Source organism: Pedobacter sp. Leaf132 (genome assembly GCF_920984695.1).
GTDB lineage: Bacteria > Bacteroidota > Bacteroidia > Sphingobacteriales > Sphingobacteriaceae > Pedobacter.
Genome location: NZ_CAKLBO010000002.1, coordinates 1 through 19459 on the forward strand (window position 1 = coordinate 1; position 19459 = coordinate 19459).

Annotated in this window: 14 protein-coding genes; 8 read left to right on the forward strand and 6 right to left on the reverse strand. The window is 37.1% G+C overall.

The genetic code is table 11. The annotated features are described in order from the left end of the window. Positions 1-297 precede the first annotated feature (297 nt). From LUA86_RS03750 to LUA86_RS03770, 5 genes are all read right to left on the reverse strand, one after another. Positions 298-1998 (reverse strand): sodium/solute symporter, encoded by a 1701-nt coding sequence (locus tag LUA86_RS03750; RefSeq protein ID WP_231459257.1) that lies wholly within the window; start codon positions 1996-1998, stop codon positions 298-300. Positions 1999-2024: 26 nt separating this feature from the next. Next, complete coding sequence (gene araA, locus LUA86_RS03755; protein WP_231459258.1) at positions 2025-3515, reverse strand: L-arabinose isomerase; 1491 nt, start codon at positions 3513-3515, stop codon at positions 2025-2027. 669 nt (positions 3516-4184) lie between these two features. Beyond that, positions 4185-4886: an L-ribulose-5-phosphate 4-epimerase gene (locus LUA86_RS03760; protein ID WP_231459259.1), complete on the reverse strand. Its 702-nt coding sequence runs from the start codon at positions 4884-4886 to the stop codon at positions 4185-4187. Further along, on the reverse strand, positions 4883-6583 hold the full coding sequence (locus tag LUA86_RS03765) for a ribulokinase (protein WP_231459260.1): 1701 nt from the start codon (positions 6581-6583) through the stop codon (positions 4883-4885). Before LUA86_RS03765 ends, LUA86_RS03760 begins: the two co-directional genes overlap by 4 nt. 370 nt (positions 6584-6953) lie before the next feature. Beyond that, complete coding sequence (locus tag LUA86_RS03770) at positions 6954-7985, reverse strand: winged helix-turn-helix domain-containing protein (protein ID WP_231459261.1); 1032 nt, start codon at positions 7983-7985, stop codon at positions 6954-6956. A 127-nt stretch (positions 7986-8112) separates the two neighbouring features. On the opposite strand from LUA86_RS03770, the gene rhaT reads away from it, so the two are divergent. The 6 genes from rhaT (at position 8113) to LUA86_RS03800 (ending at position 16408) form a co-directional block, all read left to right on the forward strand. Further along, entirely contained in the window at positions 8113-9207 is a 1095-nt protein-coding gene (gene rhaT / locus LUA86_RS03775) for an L-rhamnose/proton symporter RhaT (RefSeq protein ID WP_231459262.1), read from the forward strand. Between the two features lie 25 nt (positions 9208-9232). Next, positions 9233-11353 (forward strand): bifunctional aldolase/short-chain dehydrogenase, encoded by a 2121-nt coding sequence (locus LUA86_RS03780; protein WP_231459263.1) that lies wholly within the window; start codon positions 9233-9235, stop codon positions 11351-11353. A 239-nt stretch (positions 11354-11592) separates the two neighbouring features. Next, on the forward strand, positions 11593-12876 hold the full coding sequence (locus LUA86_RS03785; protein ID WP_231459264.1) for a sugar isomerase: 1284 nt from the start codon (positions 11593-11595) through the stop codon (positions 12874-12876). A 14-nt stretch (positions 12877-12890) separates the two neighbouring features. Beyond that, positions 12891-14276, forward strand: coding sequence for an FGGY-family carbohydrate kinase (locus LUA86_RS03790; RefSeq protein WP_231459265.1), 1386 nt, complete (start codon positions 12891-12893; stop codon positions 14274-14276). Positions 14277-14289: 13 nt separating this feature from the next. Continuing rightward, positions 14290-15435 (forward strand): alpha-hydroxy acid oxidase, encoded by a 1146-nt coding sequence (locus LUA86_RS03795; RefSeq protein ID WP_231459266.1) that lies wholly within the window; start codon positions 14290-14292, stop codon positions 15433-15435. 136 nt (positions 15436-15571) lie between these two features. Further along, positions 15572-16408 carry an alpha/beta hydrolase gene (locus LUA86_RS03800; RefSeq protein ID WP_231459267.1) on the forward strand — a complete coding sequence of 279 codons (837 nt, stop codon included), beginning with the start codon at positions 15572-15574 and terminating at the stop codon, positions 16406-16408. 46 nt (positions 16409-16454) lie between these two features. Here LUA86_RS03800 and LUA86_RS03805 read toward each other — a convergent pair whose 3' ends face one another. Continuing rightward, positions 16455-17402: an ion channel gene (locus tag LUA86_RS03805; RefSeq protein WP_231459268.1), complete on the reverse strand. Its 948-nt coding sequence runs from the start codon at positions 17400-17402 to the stop codon at positions 16455-16457. A 275-nt stretch (positions 17403-17677) separates the two neighbouring features. On the opposite strand from LUA86_RS03805, the gene trpD reads away from it, so the two are divergent. Together trpD and LUA86_RS03815 are read left to right on the forward strand one after the other, a co-directional pair. Then, positions 17678-18664 carry an anthranilate phosphoribosyltransferase gene (gene trpD / locus LUA86_RS03810; protein ID WP_231459269.1) on the forward strand — a complete coding sequence of 329 codons (987 nt, stop codon included), beginning with the start codon at positions 17678-17680 and terminating at the stop codon, positions 18662-18664. Further along, positions 18664-19299 (forward strand): phosphoribosylanthranilate isomerase, encoded by a 636-nt coding sequence (locus LUA86_RS03815; protein ID WP_231459270.1) that lies wholly within the window; start codon positions 18664-18666, stop codon positions 19297-19299. Before trpD ends, LUA86_RS03815 begins: the two co-directional genes overlap by 1 nt. The last annotated feature ends 160 nt before the right edge of the window (positions 19300-19459 follow it).

The following is a 19459-nucleotide window of genomic DNA, read 5'->3' on the forward strand; positions in this document are numbered from 1 at the left end:
CAATCTGGGATTCCGTAAACTTGATTCTTTTCATATTGCCAATTAAAATTAATAGTTTTTCTAATAGCCTCGCTGCGCTCGGTCTAGAATTCTACTTTTAAATGGTCTGAATTTTGGGAAGTGCACATCAACACCACGTCATTGCGAGGCACGAAGCAATCTCTAAGCTATCTTTAACGAAATTCAATAATGGGATTGCTTCGTGCCTCGCAATGACGAATGAGCAAGCAAAGGAAAAACAAAAAGGGCAATTTCTGATAAAGAAACTGCCCTTTTTCGTAATCATAATTATCCTGTCTACCAGAATTTTACATATATCAATGTAATCAACAATAAAGTAATTACAATTAATACCAATGTAGATGGTTCAACTTTAAACATCGATTTATCCAATTCAAAAGCTTTAGGATTTACTTTCGGACCTAATAAACTTAAGCTAACCATAACAATCATGGTAAACAAGAAAGATAAACCCATGCATATTAAAAATGGAATCTCATAAATGCCGTCTTTGTTTATATATGCGGTATACAAGAAATTCCCGTGTCCGAACCAGCTTGGTGCGTAGTTGTTAAATACTACAGAAAGCAAAAATCCGGTAACTAAACCTGCAATTGCCGCTGTACCTGTTGTACGTTTCCAAAACATACCCAAAATAAACATGGCAAAAACACCCGGACTAATAAAGCCGGTATATTTCTGGATAAAAGTGAAACCACCTTCACCACCAATGCCAAGCAAATCATCCCATGTGAGCGCAACAGATAATAATATTGCAAAGAAAATACTTAATCTACCAACTACAACTAATTTTTTATCGTCAGCATTTTTGTTAATATATTTTTTATAAATATCTAAAGTCCAGATAGTTGAAATACTATTTGCCTTACCGGCTAAAGATGCAACAATTGCTGCGGTTAATGCTGCTAATGATAAACCTTTTAATCCGTTAGGCAAGAAAGTTAATACAGCAGAATACGCATTATCTGCAATTACTTTACCATCTGGAGCCATTTCATGTTGTAGAGCCCCATTTCTGTGTAAAACATAAGCTGCAATACCCGGTAACATTACAATAATCGGCATTCCTAATTTTAAGAAACCTGCAAATAAAATACCTGTTCTGGCTGTTTTTAAATCTGCACCCAATGCTCTCTGTGTAATGTATTGATTACAACCCCAATAGTTAAGGTTAACAATCCACTGACCTGCAAAATACATAGCGATACCAGGTAAAGCCAGGTATTTATTAACGTATTCCTGAGATGAATTAGCTGTTGGCTTATCTAAAATCATTTTAAAATGATCAGGAGAATCCTTCATCAACATTTTAAAACCTGCAATTGCATCTTTACCTAAACCAAAGTGGTCACTCACCATGGTAAGCGCAATATATGTGGTAACTAAACCTCCGGCAATTAGTACAACTACTTGAATTACATCTGTAAAGCCAATTACCTTCATTCCGCCTAAAGTAATAATTAACGAAAAGGCAGCTAAACCAACTACGATGTATTTAAAATACATTGGATCTACCATGCTACTAATAGCAATAGAACCTAAATATAATATAGAAGTTAGGTTTACAAAAATGTACAAGAACAACCAGAAAATGGCCATTATTAAACTTACCGTTTCATTATACCTCGTTTGCAGAAACTGAGGCATGGTATAAATTTTATTCTTCAGATATACCGGAATAAACCAAACGGCCACAATAATTAAGGCAATTGCAGCTACCCATTCGTACGCAGCTACAGCCATTCCCACCTGGAAACCTTGCCCGCTCATTCCAATAAATTGCTCTGCAGAAATGTTTGATGCAATAAGCGAGGCGCCAATTGCCCACCATGTTAACGAACCCTCAGCAAGAAAGAAGTCGTGACTCCCTGATGTAGCTTTATTTTTCTTACTACTGTAAATCCAATAGCCATAGGCAGAAATTAGGATGAAGTAGAAGATAAAAACGGTGTAATCAACCGTCGAAAATCTGTTCATAATTTAGTTTATTTTGGTTATTTGGTTTATTTATAAAAAACTTCGTTCCACTGAAGCTCGTTTCTGAATTGGTTTATTTTGGTTTCTGCACCAATATTTACGTATTCTAATCCGGCAATATTAGCAAAATCTGCCAAATGTTCGGTTGTTAAATTCTGACTGTAAGCCGTATGGTGTGCTCCACCTGCGTAAATCCATGCCGCACAACCTGTTTTCATATCCGGAAGCGGTTTCCACAATACACGAGCTACAGGTAAATTTGGTAACTCATTTTCAGTTTCAACGGCTTTAACCTCGTTAACTAATAAACGAAAACGGTTGCCCATATCAATTAATGATGCATTTAAAGCATCGCCGCTACCAACATTAAATACCAAACGAGCCGGGTCTGCTTTACCACCAATACCTAATGGATGAACCTCTAAACTTGCTTTTCCTTTTGCCAAAGAAGCATCAACTTCTAACATGTGCGAACCCAAAACCATTGCATTTGCCGGGTCGAAATGATAGGTATAATCTTCCATAAAGGCATTACCACCTGGCAAACCAGCACCCATCACTTTGCAGGCACGTACCAAAGCGGCAGTTTTCCAATCACCTTCGCCTGCAAAGCCATAGCCATCGGCCATTAATCTTTGCGCAGCAATTCCTGGTAATTGAACCATACCGTGCAGGTCTTCAAATGTATCAGAAAAACCTTTAAAATTTCCATCCTCTAAAAATTTTCTTAAACCTAATTCAATTTTAGCTGCTTCATAAACCGAAGCATGTCTTTCGCCACCAGTTTTTAAGTCAGCACTCATTTCATAAGTTTCCTCGTATTCTTTCAATAAGTTTTGAATTGCATCTTCACTTATCGAATTAATAACCGCTACTAAATCGCCAATGCCATAAGTATTAACAGCAAAACCAAATTTCATTTCAGCTTCTACTTTATCGCCATCTGTTACCGCAACATAACGCATATTATCGCCAAAGCGAGCAAATTTTGCGCCTTGCCAATCGTGCCAACCAGCAGCAGCTCTTGCCCAAACATCAATTTGTTTGGCAACATCTTCATCTTGCCAATGCCCAACCACAACCTTACGGTCTTTACGCATACGCGATACCATAAACCCAAATTCTCTGTCGCCATGCGCACTTTGGTTAAGGTTCATAAAATCCATGTCAATCGTATTCCATGGAATATCGCGGTTAAACTGAGTGTGTAAATGCAACAAAGGTTTTTGCAAAACATTTAAACCTCTAATCCACATTTTTGCAGGCGAAAATGTGTGCATCCAGGTAACTACACCAATACAATTTTCGTCGATATTGGCTTGCTGCAAAGTCTCAAAAATCTCTTCGGTAGTTTTAACTATTGGTTTGTAAACTACTGTTACCGAAATTTCTTTATTTGCACTTAACGATTTTGCAACTTCTTCTGCATGTTCTGCAACTTGTTTTAAGGTTTCCTCACCATATAAATGTTGCGTACCGGTAATAAACCAAACTTGTAACTTTTTTAAATCAATCATTGCTGTTATATTATTTTTTGTTTCTCTTCTATGGTTTGTATTTCCACAGATAATTTTTATTTTTTTTGAAAAGCAGGCTTCGGTTTTATTGGTTCCGATAGCCCTGCCTGCGGTAGGCAGGCTTTCCGTTTTACTCAGCCGATGAAAAATCGGCTTTCGAGCTCACTGCAATCAGGTTTATTTTACTTAGGTAAACCGTTCAACCTTAAACCCGACATCTAAAACTGTCAGTCTGAGCTTGTCGAAGACCTTTATTTAAATGCTTCGACAAGCTCAGACTGACAACTTTAAGCTTCATGTCTTTAAAGAGCGATGATTTAGTACGGTTCTAATTTCATCTTTTCAATTTGGTTATTTTATTTAGGTTAACCATTCAACCCTAAACCCGACAGTAGCGGAAATCCTTTTTGTAGATCCTTCGACAAGCTCAGGATGACAGTAACAAAAAGATTGTAGCAAATGGCGGGACTGCTTTTCCCTAAGTATTACTGCAATTGCATTTCAAATTATTTTATTGTTTCATTTGTTTTTTTCGTTGGGTGAGAAGACTAACCAATAGGACAAATTTATCTTTATACTTGCCGCAACCCAGGAATTTGCTGTCATACTGAGGAACGAAGTATCTGCAACCTATAAAACAGATGCTTCGTGCCTCAGCATGACAAAAAATTATTCTTGCCCATAATATGCATCAGTTCCGTGTTTGCGGTCGTAATGCTTTTTAATAAGCGAATCTTTCAGTTTTGGTGCTTGGTGGTTGATTTGCTGCGTAAGCAAAGCCATTTGAGCAACCGCTTCCAACACGGCACTGTTGTAAACCGCTTTGTCGGCAGTTTTGCCCCAGGTAAAAGGAGCGTGGTTGCCAACCAGAATCATCTCTACTTCTTTGTGGCTTAAGCGCAAATTTTTAAAGTGGTTCATAATCTGGAAACCGGTTTCGTACTCGTAATTACCTTTAATCATTTCATCGTCCATAGGTGGTGCACATGGAATATCGACTGTTAAATGGTCTGCATGTGTAGTTCCAAAAATCGGAATTGCCTTTTGCGCCTGTGCCCAAGCCGTACCGTAGGTAGAATGTGTATGTACAATTCCACCAACATCTTCCCAGTGTTTATATAAAACTGCGTGGGTTTTGGTGTCAGATGATGGTCTTAAACTTCCTTCAACTGTTTTACCATCAAAATCTACAATCACCATTTTTTCTGGTGATAAATCTTCGTAAGGAACACCGCTTGGTTTTATGGCGAAAACGCCTTTATTTCTATCAGCAGCGCTTACATTTCCGAAAGTAAACAGTACCAAACCTAATTTTGGCAACTGCATATTTGCGGCATAGGCCTGCTCTTTTATATCTAGATAGTTGCTCATGATATATATGGTTTTATATCCTTCTTGTTGTATTTTTCGAGGTATCTGCCTAAGCCTAAATATTGCTGATAGTGCTGACGGTAAAGCTTTTGAGTTTTGATATTTGGCTTATATTCTTTTTCAAATCCGGTTCCCATTGCATTCATAGCAGTTTCTACATCAGGGTAAAGGCCGGCCGCTACCGCTGCAAACATGGCCGCACCTAATGCACAAGTATGCTCAAAACGGTGTATACGAATTGGCATTTCTAATACGTCAGCCATCATTTGCATAATATAAGGCGATTTTTTAGCAACGCCACCAATGCCAATAATGCCTTTAACCGGAACACCTTCATCTTTAAATCTTTCTACAATGGCTTTGGCACCAAAACAAGTAGCGGCCGCTAAAGCTCTGAAAAACCTTGGCGCATCTGTACCCAAACCTAAGCCGGTTATTGCACCTTTTAACTCCTGATTTGCATCTGGCGTTCTTCTTCCGTTTAGCCAATCAATTGCTAACTCTGCGTAATCTTCGTTTGGTAATTCTGCAGCTTGTTTGCTTAGCGTAGCTATAATTTTATGTTCAAGTTCTTCTTTTAACGCAATTGCTGTTTGCTCATCAATTAAGCTAGATTCGGTTAATAAATTATCAAGTGGCCAGCTAATCAGTTTTTTAAACCATGCATAAACATCTCCAAAAGCCGATTGACCTGCCTCTAAACCTGCCATGCCCGGAATAACGGAGCCGTTAACCTGTCCGCAAATACCGTTAATTAACTTGCCTTCCATATCTGTGTTAGGTGCAACGAGAATATCGCAGGTACTTGTGCCCATAACCTTGCTAAGGTAATAAGGCTCAATTTGCCCTCCCACAGCGCCCATGTGCGCATCAAAAGCACCTACACCTATTACAACACTGGTACTTAAACCCAATTTTTCAGCCCATTCGGCACTTAAATTACCAGCTGATACATCTGATGTATAAGTATCTGTAAAAAGTTTATCGCGGAAACCTTTAAGTACAGGATCTAAAGATTGAAAGAAATTTTCAGGCGGAAGTCCATTAAATTCTTCAGCCCATAAAGCTTTATGCCCGGCAGCACATCGACTGCGTTTCATTTCCTTTACATCGGTATTTCCGCAAAGTAAAAATGGAATCCAATCGCAATGCTCAACCCATGAAACGGTACTGTTTTTAATTTGTTTATCGGTTCTTAATATGTGAAGTAATTTTGCCCAAAACCATTCTGAAGAATAAGTACCACCAACGTATTTAAGGTAGTTAACATCAAATTTTTTAGCGTGATTGTTAATTTCTGCAGCTTCTTTAACCGATGTATGGTCTTTCCATAACACGAACATTGCATTTGGATTTTCGGCAAATTCTGCCTTCAAAGCTAATGGAGTACCAGTTTCATCTACCGCAACCGGGCTTGAACCTGTAGTGTCTACAGATATTCCTTTAACAAGTGCAGCGATGGAATCTCCGCCCGCCTTCGAAATACAATCTTTAATGGTATGGGTTAATCCTTCAATATAATCCAAAGGATGTTGTCTGAATTGGTTAAGTGATGGTTTACAATATAAACCTTTCTGCCATCTTGGATAAAGAAAAACGGAAGAAGAAATTTCCTTTCCGTTGGCGGTATCAACCAAAACCGAACGGACAGAATCTGTCCCGTAATCTACACCGATTACATAGTTTGCTGTGCTCATAACAATAAATAAATGTCTAATTAACGTTTATTTATTTACAATTAAAAATTTTTAATGTGTTTTTAACATTGTTAAATTTCAACATCTGTAATGGAAGGTGTTTGAGGCTTATTCTCCCGCAGATTAAAAAGGATAAGGTTCGCAGATTTTCGCCGATGAGGAAAAAAGAAAAAAATCATTTTAAGTTGCGATAGAAATCAGACTAAATCTGCGTAATCGAAGGACGGTTTACGTGATTATTCTCCCGCAGATTTAAAAAGATAAGGTTCGCAGATTTTCACGGCTAAGGAAAAAAGAAAAAAATCATTTTAAGTTTGCTATAGAAATCAGCGTAAATCTGCGGGAAAACTTATACGCTTCTCAACAAAATCTATAACGACTTTCTCAAATTCAAATAAAAAGGAACCTGAACTTTACCTACAATATTATTTAAAATGCAATTCGCGGTTTCGGTGCCTAACATGGCAAAATCAGTAGAAATTGTGGTGATGCCATTCAATATGATTCTTTTCAAGGGTGTTTCATTGTAAGAAATTACCCCAACATCCTGGCCTACTTCCAGTTTTTGTGAAATAATCTTTTCGATAAGATAAACCAAATCATCTTCCATCAAGCTTATATAAACTTGGCCTGCATTAATTTCTTCATCAGCAATTTTATCTACTACCTTGGGTTCAAATGCATATTGCTGACAAAATCTGTAAAAGCCATCTAATATTTCTCTGGGAAAATAACTTCCCTTTGGGAAAATAATTTTTAAAGTATTGTATTTTGAAAGCGGTGTGAGCGCCTGTTCTAAAGCATTGTAAATATCAAGTGCAAAATTTTCATAAACTGCAGCGTAATCACCCGAAATTCCTGGCAGCAACTTATCTAAAATTATTAATTTTTCCCTTGGGATTGTATTAATAATATCTTGAGCCTTCTCATCGCCTTCGTTAAAATGTGGAATAATTACATAATGTGTGTAATCATCTTTTTTTGCATTTAGTAAACTTCTGAAAAGTGTAAAATCATTGTTATAAACGTATAAATCTATTGCTGCACTTTCACCAATCGCTTTGCTAAACGAATCGTAAATGATTTTTTTGTGCGTGCTAAGCTTGTTAAAAAGCAAGCAGATCTTAAGTTTTCTAGAAAAATCTGTGTTAATTACAAAATAGCCTTTTCCCGGAATCGACTCAATTACACCTAATTTACGCAGCCTTCTGTAACCTTTTTCGGCCGTATCTCTCGATATTTCTAAAGCAAAACTCAACTCATTTATCGATGGTAAAAGGTTGCCTTTTTCAATTTTTCCGATTTCTATTGCATACAAAATTGCATTAACTAACTGCTTATATTTTGGGGTTGCAGAATATTCATCAATAATAATGTGACTTAATAAATCTTCAGATTTCACGGTTTCGGCCTTATATTTCCCAAATATAGCAAACACATTCTTATTTAATCGTAACTGCCATAACAGTACATAACAGTTAAGTTTGAATCTATCTATACATTCGAAAACCAAATATAAAACCAGTTTTATGCAAGCAATTTTAGGTGTAATATTCCATTTTATCGGCGGTTTTGCCTCCGGCAGTTTTTATATCCCTTATAAAAAAGTTAAAGGCTGGGCCTGGGAAAGTTATTGGATAGTTGGCGGAATATTTTCGTGGTTAATTGTTCCGCCTTTGGCAGCATTTTTAACCATCCCAAACTTTACCGACATTATTGCCAGCACAAGCGGGAGTATTTTATGGCTAACTTATTTCTTCGGCATATTGTGGGGAATTGGCGGTTTAACATACGGTTTGGGCGTTCGGTATTTAGGCGTTTCGTTAGGTAGTAGCATCATTCTGGGCCTTTGTATGGTGCTCGGCTCAATTTTACCATCAATTTATTTCGATTTTTTCCCTCAGGAAGGTAAAGATACTTTCAGCATGTTTATCCATACAGATTGGGGAAGAATGGTTCTTCTGGGTTTGCTAGTTTGTGTTATTGGTATTATTATTTGCGGCAAAGCCGGGATGATGAAAGAGAAAGAGATAAAAGCCGATGTTACAGACCCGCATGGTATGGAGGTAAAAACCGAATTTAAGTTTGGTTTGGGTTTATTTGTTGGAATTGTGTCTGGCGTTTTAAGTGCCTGCTTTAATTTTGGTATTGAGGCCGGAAAACCAATGGCTGATGCAGCAAATGAAATCTGGAAAGCCGCAAATCCATCAGAAACAGGAAATTTTCTCTTCCAAAATAATGTAACGTATGTGGTTGTGCTTTGGGGTGGCTTAACAACTAACTTTATATGGTGTATGATTTTAAATGCCAGAAATAAAACTTTTGGCGATTATACCAAAGCAAGTACGCCACTATTAAAAAATTATATTTTTTCGGCATTAGCCGGAACAACCTGGTTTTTACAATTCTTTTTTTACGGTATGGGCGAAAGTAAAATGGGTAATGGCGCCAGCTCATGGATATTACACATGGCCTTTATCATATTAATTGCCAACGTTTGGGGCTTAATATTAAAGGAATGGAAAGGTGTATCGAAGAAAACGATGATGACTATCCTTGCCGGCATTTTAACCATTATTATATCCGTTCTGATTGTTGGCTATGGTAATTCAATTAAAGCATAAAATTTAAAAATAAATATATACTACAATGTCAGTAGATACTAAAAATTATAAACACGTTAGTTACTTATGGAACGAGGAAGAAGCCGCTAAACTGGCTGGAGATGAAGTTGCATTGCTTATTTATCGTTCAAACTTATTAGGTGCCGATTTACGTTTGACCAATTATGGCGGCGGAAATACTTCCTGCAAGTTGTTAGAAAAAGACCCACTAACAGGTTCGGAAACTGAAGTAATGTGGGTTAAAGGCTCTGGTGGAGATTTAGGAACACTTAAAAAAAGTGGTTTAGCGGCCCTTTATGTGGATAGATTAAGAAGCTTAAAAAATATTTACCGTGGAGTAGAACATGAAGATGAAATGGTGGAATTGTTTAATCACTGTATCTTCGATTTAAGCTCAAAAGCGCCATCTATCGATACACCTTTACATGGTTTTTTACCATTTGCACATATCGACCACTTACATCCGGATGCTGCAATTGCAATTGCTGCTGCAAAAGATGGTAAAAAAATTACTGAAGAATTATTTGGGGGCACAATTGGTTGGGTAGAGTGGAAAAAACCAGGATTTGAGTTAGGCTTAACATTGAAAAAATGTTTAGACGAAAATCCGGGCATTCGTGGTATTATGTTGGGTTCTCATGGTTTATTTACCTGGGGCGATACCGCTTACGAAAGTTATGTAAATACTTTAGATGTTATCGAAATTTGCTCAGCTTATCTTGAAGAAAACTACGGCAAAAAAGCTCCGGTCTTTGGCGGACAGAAAATGGCTAGTGCTGAGGCCGATAAGCGCAAGAAACAAGCTGCAACTTTAGCACCGATTTTACGTGGTTTATGTTCTTCTAAACAATACATGATTGGTCATTTTACTGATGATGTTCGGGTATTGGAATTTATAAATTCCAATGATTTATCCCGACTTGCGCCAATGGGTACAAGTTGTCCGGATCACTTTTTAAGAACTAAAATCAGTCCTTTGGTTTTAACTTTAGCACCTGATGCAGATTTATCGGATACAAAAGCTTTAAAAGAAACTTTGGAGCCTGCTTTTGAGGCTTATAGAAAAATGTATACCGATTATTATGAAAACTGCAAGCATTCAAATAGTCCGGCGATTCGTGATACCAATCCGGTCGTAATTTTATATCCAGGTATTGGCATGTTTACTTTTTCGAAAGATAAACAAACCGCCCGCGTTGCTGCCGAATTTTACACCAATGCAATTAACGTAATGAAAGGTGCGGAAGCGGTTTCTGAATACACTTCGTTACCACATCAAGAAGCTTTCAACATAGAATACTGGTTGCTGGAAGAAGCAAAACTTCAGCGTATGCCGAAACCAAAACCGTTAACCGGTAAAATTGCCTTAATTACAGGTAGTGCAGGTGGTATTGGTAAAGCTATCGCGAAAAAGTTTGTTGCTGAAGGTGGTGTAGTGATTTTAAACGACATGAACGCCGAACGTTTGGAAGCAGCCGGAGAGGAGTTTAAAGCGCAGTTTGGTAAAGACTCTTACGCAACAGCGATTTTAAATGTAACCAGCGAAGAGGATATTAAAGCTGCTTTTGATGCTGCAGCATTGGCTTTTGGTGGTGTAGATATTATTGTAAACAATGCAGGTTTATCCATTTCAAAAACCATTGCCGACCATACCGAAAAAGACTGGGATTTGCTTTATGATGTTTTAGTTAAAGGCCAGTTCTTTATAACGCAGGCGGCTACAAACACCATGCAAAAACAGGCAATTGGTGGCGATATCATTAACATTGTTAGTAAAAACGCATTGGTTAGCGGACCGAATAATGCAGGTTACGGAAGTGCTAAAGCTGCACAACTTCATTTAAGCAGATTAAATGCAGCAGAACTTGGTGCAGATAACATCCGTGTTAATGTGGTAAATCCTGATGCTGTAATTAGTGATAGTAACATTTGGGCAGGCGGCTGGGCTGAAGGCCGTGCAAAAGCTTATGGTATAACTGTTGCTGAATTGCCCGCTTATTATGCAAAACGTACTTTGTTAAATCAAATTATTTTGCCTGATGATATTGCAAATGCATGTTTCGCTTTTGTTGGTGGCTTATTGCATAAATCAACAGGAAACGTTTTAAATGTTGATGGCGGTGTTGCTATGGCATTTGTAAGATAGATTATAAGCCATTAGCCTTGGTCTGTGTCTTCACAGACCAAAACATGGAAAATATAATCGGCTTGTGTCATCACAGACTGATAAAGTTCTTTAAATTTAGTTTTAGTAAGTTGTTTCAAGTGCCCGTAGCTCATTGCGGGCCGAAATAACTTTTAAAATGATTAATTTTCACCACGGGTGAAATAAAATAATACATTAACCTAACCTCAGTTTTTTAAAACTGTATAACCGAATAAATAATGAATATTGAGCAGAACCATATAGAAAAACACAATGATGCCCTTTTAACCTCGCATCAGCGTAAGCTTAATTTTTTAAAAGAAGAATGGAGTCATGTTGATTTAGAAAGCGTCATCCAGAAATTGGTCGATTTTCAAATTGCCATACCGAGTTGGGCATTAGGTACCGGTGGAACTCGTTTTGGTCGTTTCGCAATAACGGGCGGTGAGCCAAGAACAATAGAAGAAAAGATTGAAGATGTTGGTTTGCTACATGCCTTAAATGGTGCAAGTGGCGCAATATCTTTACACATACCCTGGGATATTCCTCAAAATGCAGAGGCATTAAAAAGCCTTGCAAGTAGCTATGGCTTAACTTTCGATGCAATGAATTCGAACACCTTTCAAGACCAGGCCGGAAGTGCGCATAGTTACAAATTTGGTTCACTTCAAAATGTAAACAAGGCTGTTCGTAAACAGGCAATTGAACATAATATTGAAGTAATTAAGCAGGGCGTTGCATTAGGTTCAAATGCTTTAACGGTTTGGCTTGCAGATGGTTCTTGCTTTCCTGGTCAGCTCAATTTTCGTAAGGCATTCGAAAATACCCTCGAAAGTTTAGAAGAAATTTATTCGGCTTTGCCAGATGATTGGAAAATGTTTGTTGAATATAAAGCTTTCGAGCCTAATTTTTATTCAACAACTGTTGGAGATTGGGGTCAATCGTTACTTTACGCTAACAAATTAGGCAATAAAGCATATACTTTAGTCGATTTAGGGCACCATTTACCCAATGCAAATATTGAGCAAATTGTTGCTTTACTTTTAATGGAAGGCAAGTTGGGTGGTTTCCACTTTAATGATTCGAAATATGGTGATGACGATTTAACTGCAGGAAGCATTAAACCATATCAATTGTTCTTAATTTTTAACGAACTGGTTGAAGGTATGGATGCGAAGGGAATGAATCATGCAAAAGATTTAGGATGGATGATTGATGCTTCGCATAACGTTAAAGATCCTCTGGAAGATTTATTGCAATCTGTTGAAGCCATTACGATTGCCTACGCACAGGCATTGTTGGTGGATAGAAAAAGCCTGAATGCTGCGCAAGATAACAACGATGTTGCTGCTGCGCAGGAAATTCTTCAGCATACTTTCCGTAGCGATTTAAGGGCTTTGGTTGCCGAAGCAAGGTTGAGAACCAATGCAGCGCTATCGCCAATTGGTTTATATCGCGACCTAAAAGTTAGAGAAAATTTAGTTAAACATCGTGGTTTAGGAACGGTGGCAACAGGTTTATAAGAGGAGAATAAAAAATGCCAAAAACTGTTGCAGCCATATTTGATGTAGGAAAAACCAATAAAAAATTGTTTCTAATCGATGAAAAATATAACATCGTTTATGAGCGTTCGGCTCGTTTTGTAGAAACAAAAGATGAAGATGGAGAGGTTTGCGAAAATCTTGAAAGTCTGCGTTCGTCGGTATTTGATTCGCTAAATCAGGTTATGCAATTAAAGGAATACGATATTAAAGCGATTAACTTTTCATCTTATGGAGCAAGTTTTGTTTACCTGGATGAAAATGGAGAGCCTTTAACTCCACTTTACAATTATCTAAAAGAATATCCTGAAGCTTTAAAGCAAGAGTTTTATGCCAAATATGGCGGTGAGGCAAAAATTTCATTAGAAACCGCTTCCCCGATTTTAGGAAGTTTAAATTCGGGATTGCAACTGTATCGCCTGAAAAAGGAAAAACCAGAGGTATTTGCTAAAATAAAGTATGCGCTTCATTTACCTCAGTATTTAAGTTATCTAATCTCAAAACAAGCAGTTGCAGATATTACCAGTATTGGTTGCCATACCCATCTGTGGGATTTTGCTAAAAATGAATACCACCAATGGGTTTTTGAAGAAGGTTTAGAAGAAAAATTTGGTACTTTTACAGCTGCGGATGCTGTTCTTGATGCCAAATTTGAAAGTCTTGATGTTAAGGTTGGTGTTGGTTTGCACGATAGTTCGGCAGCCTTAATTCCATATTTGGCAAATTTTTCGGTGCCCTTTATTCTACTTTCTACCGGAACCTGGTGCATTAGTTTAAATCCATTTAATCAGGAAGTTTTAACAGAAGAGGAATTGAAACAGGATTGCCTTTGTTACATGCATTTTAAAGGCAAGGCAGTAAAGGCTTCGCGTATTTTTGCCGGTTACGAACATGAAGTACAACTGAAAAGAATTGCCGAACATTTCGACCGAGCCGCTTATTTATTTAAGCACCTACAATTTAATCCGGGTATGATTTTAAAACTGGCAAATAAGGTTCCTGAAAATCAAATACCTCAAACAGCGTTTTCTGAAAAGTCAGCCTTTGCTGAACGTGATTTAAATCTTTTCCAAACGGCCGAAGAAGCTTATCATCAATTAATATTCGACCTGGTTAAACAACAGCTTTATTCTTTAAAACTTGTACTAAACTCAGGCGTAAAAAGAATTTTTGTTGATGGCGGTTTCGGTAAAAATGCCATTTACATGCACTTGCTTGCAACTTCTATTCCAGATATTGAAGTTTATGCTTCATCTGTATCTCAGGCAACTGCCATTGGTACAGCATTGGCCATTCACGATTCCTGGAATTCAAATCCGCCACCAAGTGATATCATTCAATTAAAATATTATTCTGCCATACAACGCAGCATGCAATTCTAAAATATAAATACAAATGAGCTGGAAATATAATGCAGATTATCCATCTATTGATGATTTAAGAAACAAAGCAAAATCTAAAATCCCAAGGTTTGCTTTTGAATATCTTGATGGAGGCTGTAACGAAGATGTAAACCTTTTTCGTAATACTGATGACATCAGAGCTTTAGAACTTTTGCCTTTTTACATCAGAGATTTTAAAGAAGCATCATTAAAAACAAATTTATTCGGGCATACTTATGATGCACCTTTTGGCATCGCACCTGTAGGCTTACAAGGATTAATTTGGCCAAATGCACCCGAAATATTAGCTAAAGCAGCTTTTGAGCATAATGTTCCTTTTATTCTGAGTACGGTAAGTACCTCATCAATAGAAAGAATTTTAGAAATCACCGAAGGAAATGCATGGTATCAACTCTATCATCCGGCAGAAGAACTAATTAAAGACGATATTATAAACAGGGCAGAAGCTTCTGGTTGCAAAGTTCTGGTTATTCTTTGTGATGTACCGAGTTTTGGTTTCAGACCAAGAGATATTCGCAATGGATTGGCAATGCCGCCAAAAATGTCGGTAAGAAATATGCTTCAAATCATGGGCAGGCCAGAATGGGCATTAAGAACACTATTCCATGGTCAGCCGGCTTTTGAAACCATGAAACCTTATATGCCGAAAGGTTTAAATATGAAGCAGCTTGGTTTATATATGAATCGTACCTTTTCTGGTCGATTAAATACCGACAGAATTTCATCCATTAGAGATAAATGGAAAGGTAAATTAGTTTTAAAGGGTGTTGCAACCGAAGAAGATGCACAAATGGCCGTAAATTTAGGGCTTGATGGAATTATTGTTTCAAACCATGGTGGCAGACAGCTCGATGCGGGTCAATCAGCCATTAAACCTCTAATTCAGATTGCACCTAAGTTTAAAGATAAGCTGACGGTGATGATGGATAGTGGAGTTCGCTCTGGTCCTGATATTGCCAGAAGTATTGCTGCCGGTGCAGATTTTACGTTTCTAGGTAGAAGCTTTATGTATGGTGTTGGCGCTTTAGGTAGTGAAGGTGGAAACCACACAATAGGTATGCTGAAAACGCAACTGAAACAAGTGATGGACCAGCTGGGCTGCGAGCGTGTTGAAGATTTGCCTCAACATTTATCATAGTTATTTAAATCATAACATTTTTTGAGATGCCTGTTTGTAAAAGAGCAGGCATCTTTTTTTATCCCTAAAACGTAAAGAAAATCTGATTGACCAACAATTTCGTTAATTTACTGTTCAAAAAAGGAAAAGCTTCAATATGCTCAAGAAATTGTTATTTATAATGCTCTTATTTCAAACCCTAATATCATCCGCTCAGGTAAAAACAGTAAAAAACATTAGCTATGCTAATAACTCTGACGAAAGTAATACACTTAACATCTTCTACAAAAATGACGATGTGAAAAATAAGCCTGTTTTAGTTTTTATACATGGCGGTTCATGGAGTAGTGGCAAAAAGGAAACGTATTGGTGGCTAGGCAGAAATTTTGCAAGAAAAGGCATTGTTACCGTAATTATAAATTATCCATTAGCGCCAGCAGCGCAATACGAAAAAATGGCTGGCGATTGTGCTTTGGCCGTAAAATGGGTACAAAAAAATATTGCGGACTATCAAGCCAGTGGCGATAAAATTTATGTGATGGGGCATTCTGCCGGTGCGCATTTAGGCGAGTTAATTAATGCTGATCCAAAATATTTTCAGCAGGTTGGGATTAAAAATCCAATTAAAGGCATGATATTAAATGACCCTTTTGGTCTGGATATTTTTGAATACTTAACATCAGCAGAAAAAGACCATTATTACTATGATTTTTTAAGAACTTTTACCGATAAACAATCGGTTTGGAAATCGGCATCGCCATTAAATTACACCAAAAATATTCACAATCCACACTTACTTTTTTACGGTGCTAAAACCTATCCGGCGATAAAATTACAAACACCGCGTTTGTACGAAATATTAAAAGCAAACAATGTTCCTGCAGAGATGAAAGAAATAAAAGGTAAAAGTCATGTACCGATGATTAGTCAGATGATATTTGGTGGAAATGATCTGTATCAAGAGATTGTAGGTTTTCTTAATAAGTTTAATTAATCCTATAAGGTTTTCAAAACCTTATAGGATTGAAATAAATCGCTTTTCAATCAGCAATCATATTCTCTGTTTTATCAAACAGGCTATAATCCATAACCATTTTGCCGTCTTCATTATGGTAATGCATAATTTTAAACTTCGCATTCCACTCAATATCTTCATCCTGATAGCTTGTACGGCTATGAATGGTTTGGGCAAAAGTATCATCAAACGCTTTTAAAACTACAAAAATTTCTACCTCGGCATTGCTTAGCTCTGCAAGGCTTTTCTCAAAAATGGGGCTATCTTCATTAATCGGATGAACCAATGTCCAGTTTAAAGAGAGCATGCTTATTTTACTTCGCTCCAATTCAAGCGGATAAAAACTGCGTTTTAGTTTACCATCAACCGTTTCGTTAAAGGTCATGTACATCTGCGCTTCAACATCAATTAAAGAATTTTTTCGAAGATTTACCAAACGGCACATTAAACCGGTATGGTTTTGATAAGGCGCAACAACCATCTTTTTGCTAAATGATACTTTTGATGTTGGTCTGCTGAAACGACCATAAAGTAAACCTGTAGCCAATGCAAAGGCAAGTAAGCCCAACATACTTTCAAAAGCGGCTAAAACACTTGTTATAAAACCTTGCGGCGATATATGTCCGTAACCAACGGTAGAAATGGTTTGAGCAGAGAAAAAGAAAGCATCAAAAAACTGGTCTCGCAGGGTTAAGCCTTTTGCACCATTTAAATTTTCAATGCCTATTAAATTGTAAGCAATGGCAAAAATCGTGTTAACAATAAGATAGGCGGTTAAAATCACTATGAAAAATCTGGTCCAACTCATGGTAACCAGGCGGGTGTAAGTATCATCAAATTTGAACCAGGGCAAGCCTGTACGTTCAATATTTGGAGAACCATCTGTATTTAAAACGCGTTGATTTTTGATAACGGGAACAGAGCCGAAACCTAAATCGTCATTAAACTGAACTTTTCTTTTGAAAAAGGCCATATATTTTAGAAAGATTTTGGATTTATAAAAATTATATCAATATTTGTTTTTACAAACATGATAATTAAAAACTTAAATAACAATTGGTGGTGGCATAACGATATTCGTTAGGCAAATTCTGTTGTTATATATTTTAAAATATTTTATAAACGATGAAAAGGATTGCCCAAAAAGCAATCCTTTTTTTATGGGCTATAGTCATGCTGAATTTATTTCAGCATCTGATAGAATAGATTCTGAAACAGTTCAGAATGACGGAAAAGGAAAGCATAAACATGAAAAAAATATTAAATCATTTATTTGAAAATAAGAGCTTTAGTAGGGAAGAGGCAAAAAATATCCTGATATCTATTACGCAGGGCGAATTCAATTCATCGCAAATTGCCGCATTTATTACGGCTTATGCCATGCGCAATATTACGGTTGATGAGTTGCAGGGTTTTCGCGATGCTATGCTTGATTTAGGGATAAAAACAGACTTTTCTGATTTCGAATTAATCGACCTTTGCGGAACCGGAGGTGATGGAAAAGATACTTTTAATATTTCTACGCTATCTTCTTTTGTGGTTGCCGGCGCCGGTCATAAAGTGGCTAAACATGGTAACTACGGCGTTTCTTCGGGTTGTGGTTCATCAAATGTTATGGAATATTTAGGTTATACTTTTACAAACGACCAAAGTATTTTAAAACGTAATCTTGATGATGCAGGAATTTGCTTTTTGCATGCGCCATTGTTTAATCCGGCAATGAAAATTGTAGCACCAATTCGTAAAGATTTAGGTATAAAAACCTTTTTTAATATGTTAGGCCCTATGGTTAATCCATCGCAACCTAAATACCAGATGGTTGGTGTTTTTAGTTTAGAATTGGCTCGTTTATACAACTATTTATACCAGGATACAACAAAAAGTTATACCATTGTGCATGCGCTTGAAGGTTATGATGAAATCTCCTTAACCTGTGATGTGAAAACATTCAACAATAAAGGAGAAAGCATTTTAACCTTGGACGATATGGGTTTTGAAAAGGTTTCTACAAGTGATATAAAAGGTGGTGATACCATAGAATCGTCGGCAAAAATATTTATGGATGTACTTAATGGTGGGGCTACAGACGTGCAAAACAATGTTGTGCTTTGTAACTCGGCATTAGCGATTAAAACCATAAAACCAGCAGCCTCATTTGCCGATTGTTTTTACGAAGCTGAAGAAGCTTTAGTTAGTAAAAAGGCTTTAGAAAGCTTTAAAAAACTTGTAGCCTAATGAGTGGTTTGAAACTTAAGGTTTGCGGAATGAAGTTCGCGGCGAACATTGCTGCGGTTGCGGCTTTGCAACCAGATTATTTGGGGTTTATATTTTACGATAAGTCGCCACGTTTTATAAATGATGTTTCGGCAGAACTGATAAAATATATTCCATCAGAAATTAAAACGGTTGGCGTATTTGTAAATGAAGATTTAGAAACGGTTAAGCAAAAGGTAAAATTACATCAGTTAAAAGCTGTTCAATTGCATGGAGCCGAAACTCCTGAATATTGCCAAGAACTAAAAGACAGTTTTAACGGTTTAGAAATTATAAAAGCCTTTGGCATTGATGAGGATTTTGATTTTAACACACTAAATACTTATGTAGATCAGGTTGATTATTTTCTGTTCGATACTAAAACAAAAGTGCATGGTGGTTCCGGAAAAACCTTCGACTGGAAGATATTGGCTAACTATAAATTAGATAAGCCTTACTTTTTAAGTGGTGGTATTGATATGGAACACGTTTCGCAAATAGTTGAAATAGACGATTCAAGATTATTTGCTCTAGACATAAACAGCAGGTTTGAGACTGAACCGGGTTTTAAGTATGCAGAAAAGATTGAGGCTTTTTTCGCAAAGCTCGAAAATTAGTTTCTGCATGATGTTATCCCCCTTTGGAGGGGGCAGGGGGAGGAGTTTAGGTATTTCTCCTAACCGAACGGGCTCTTCTCTTTTGATAGTTAAGGTTTAGTTAGATGGAATGACAAATTTTGAAGTTGAAAAATAACCCAAGATTTCAATCATGGGCAAT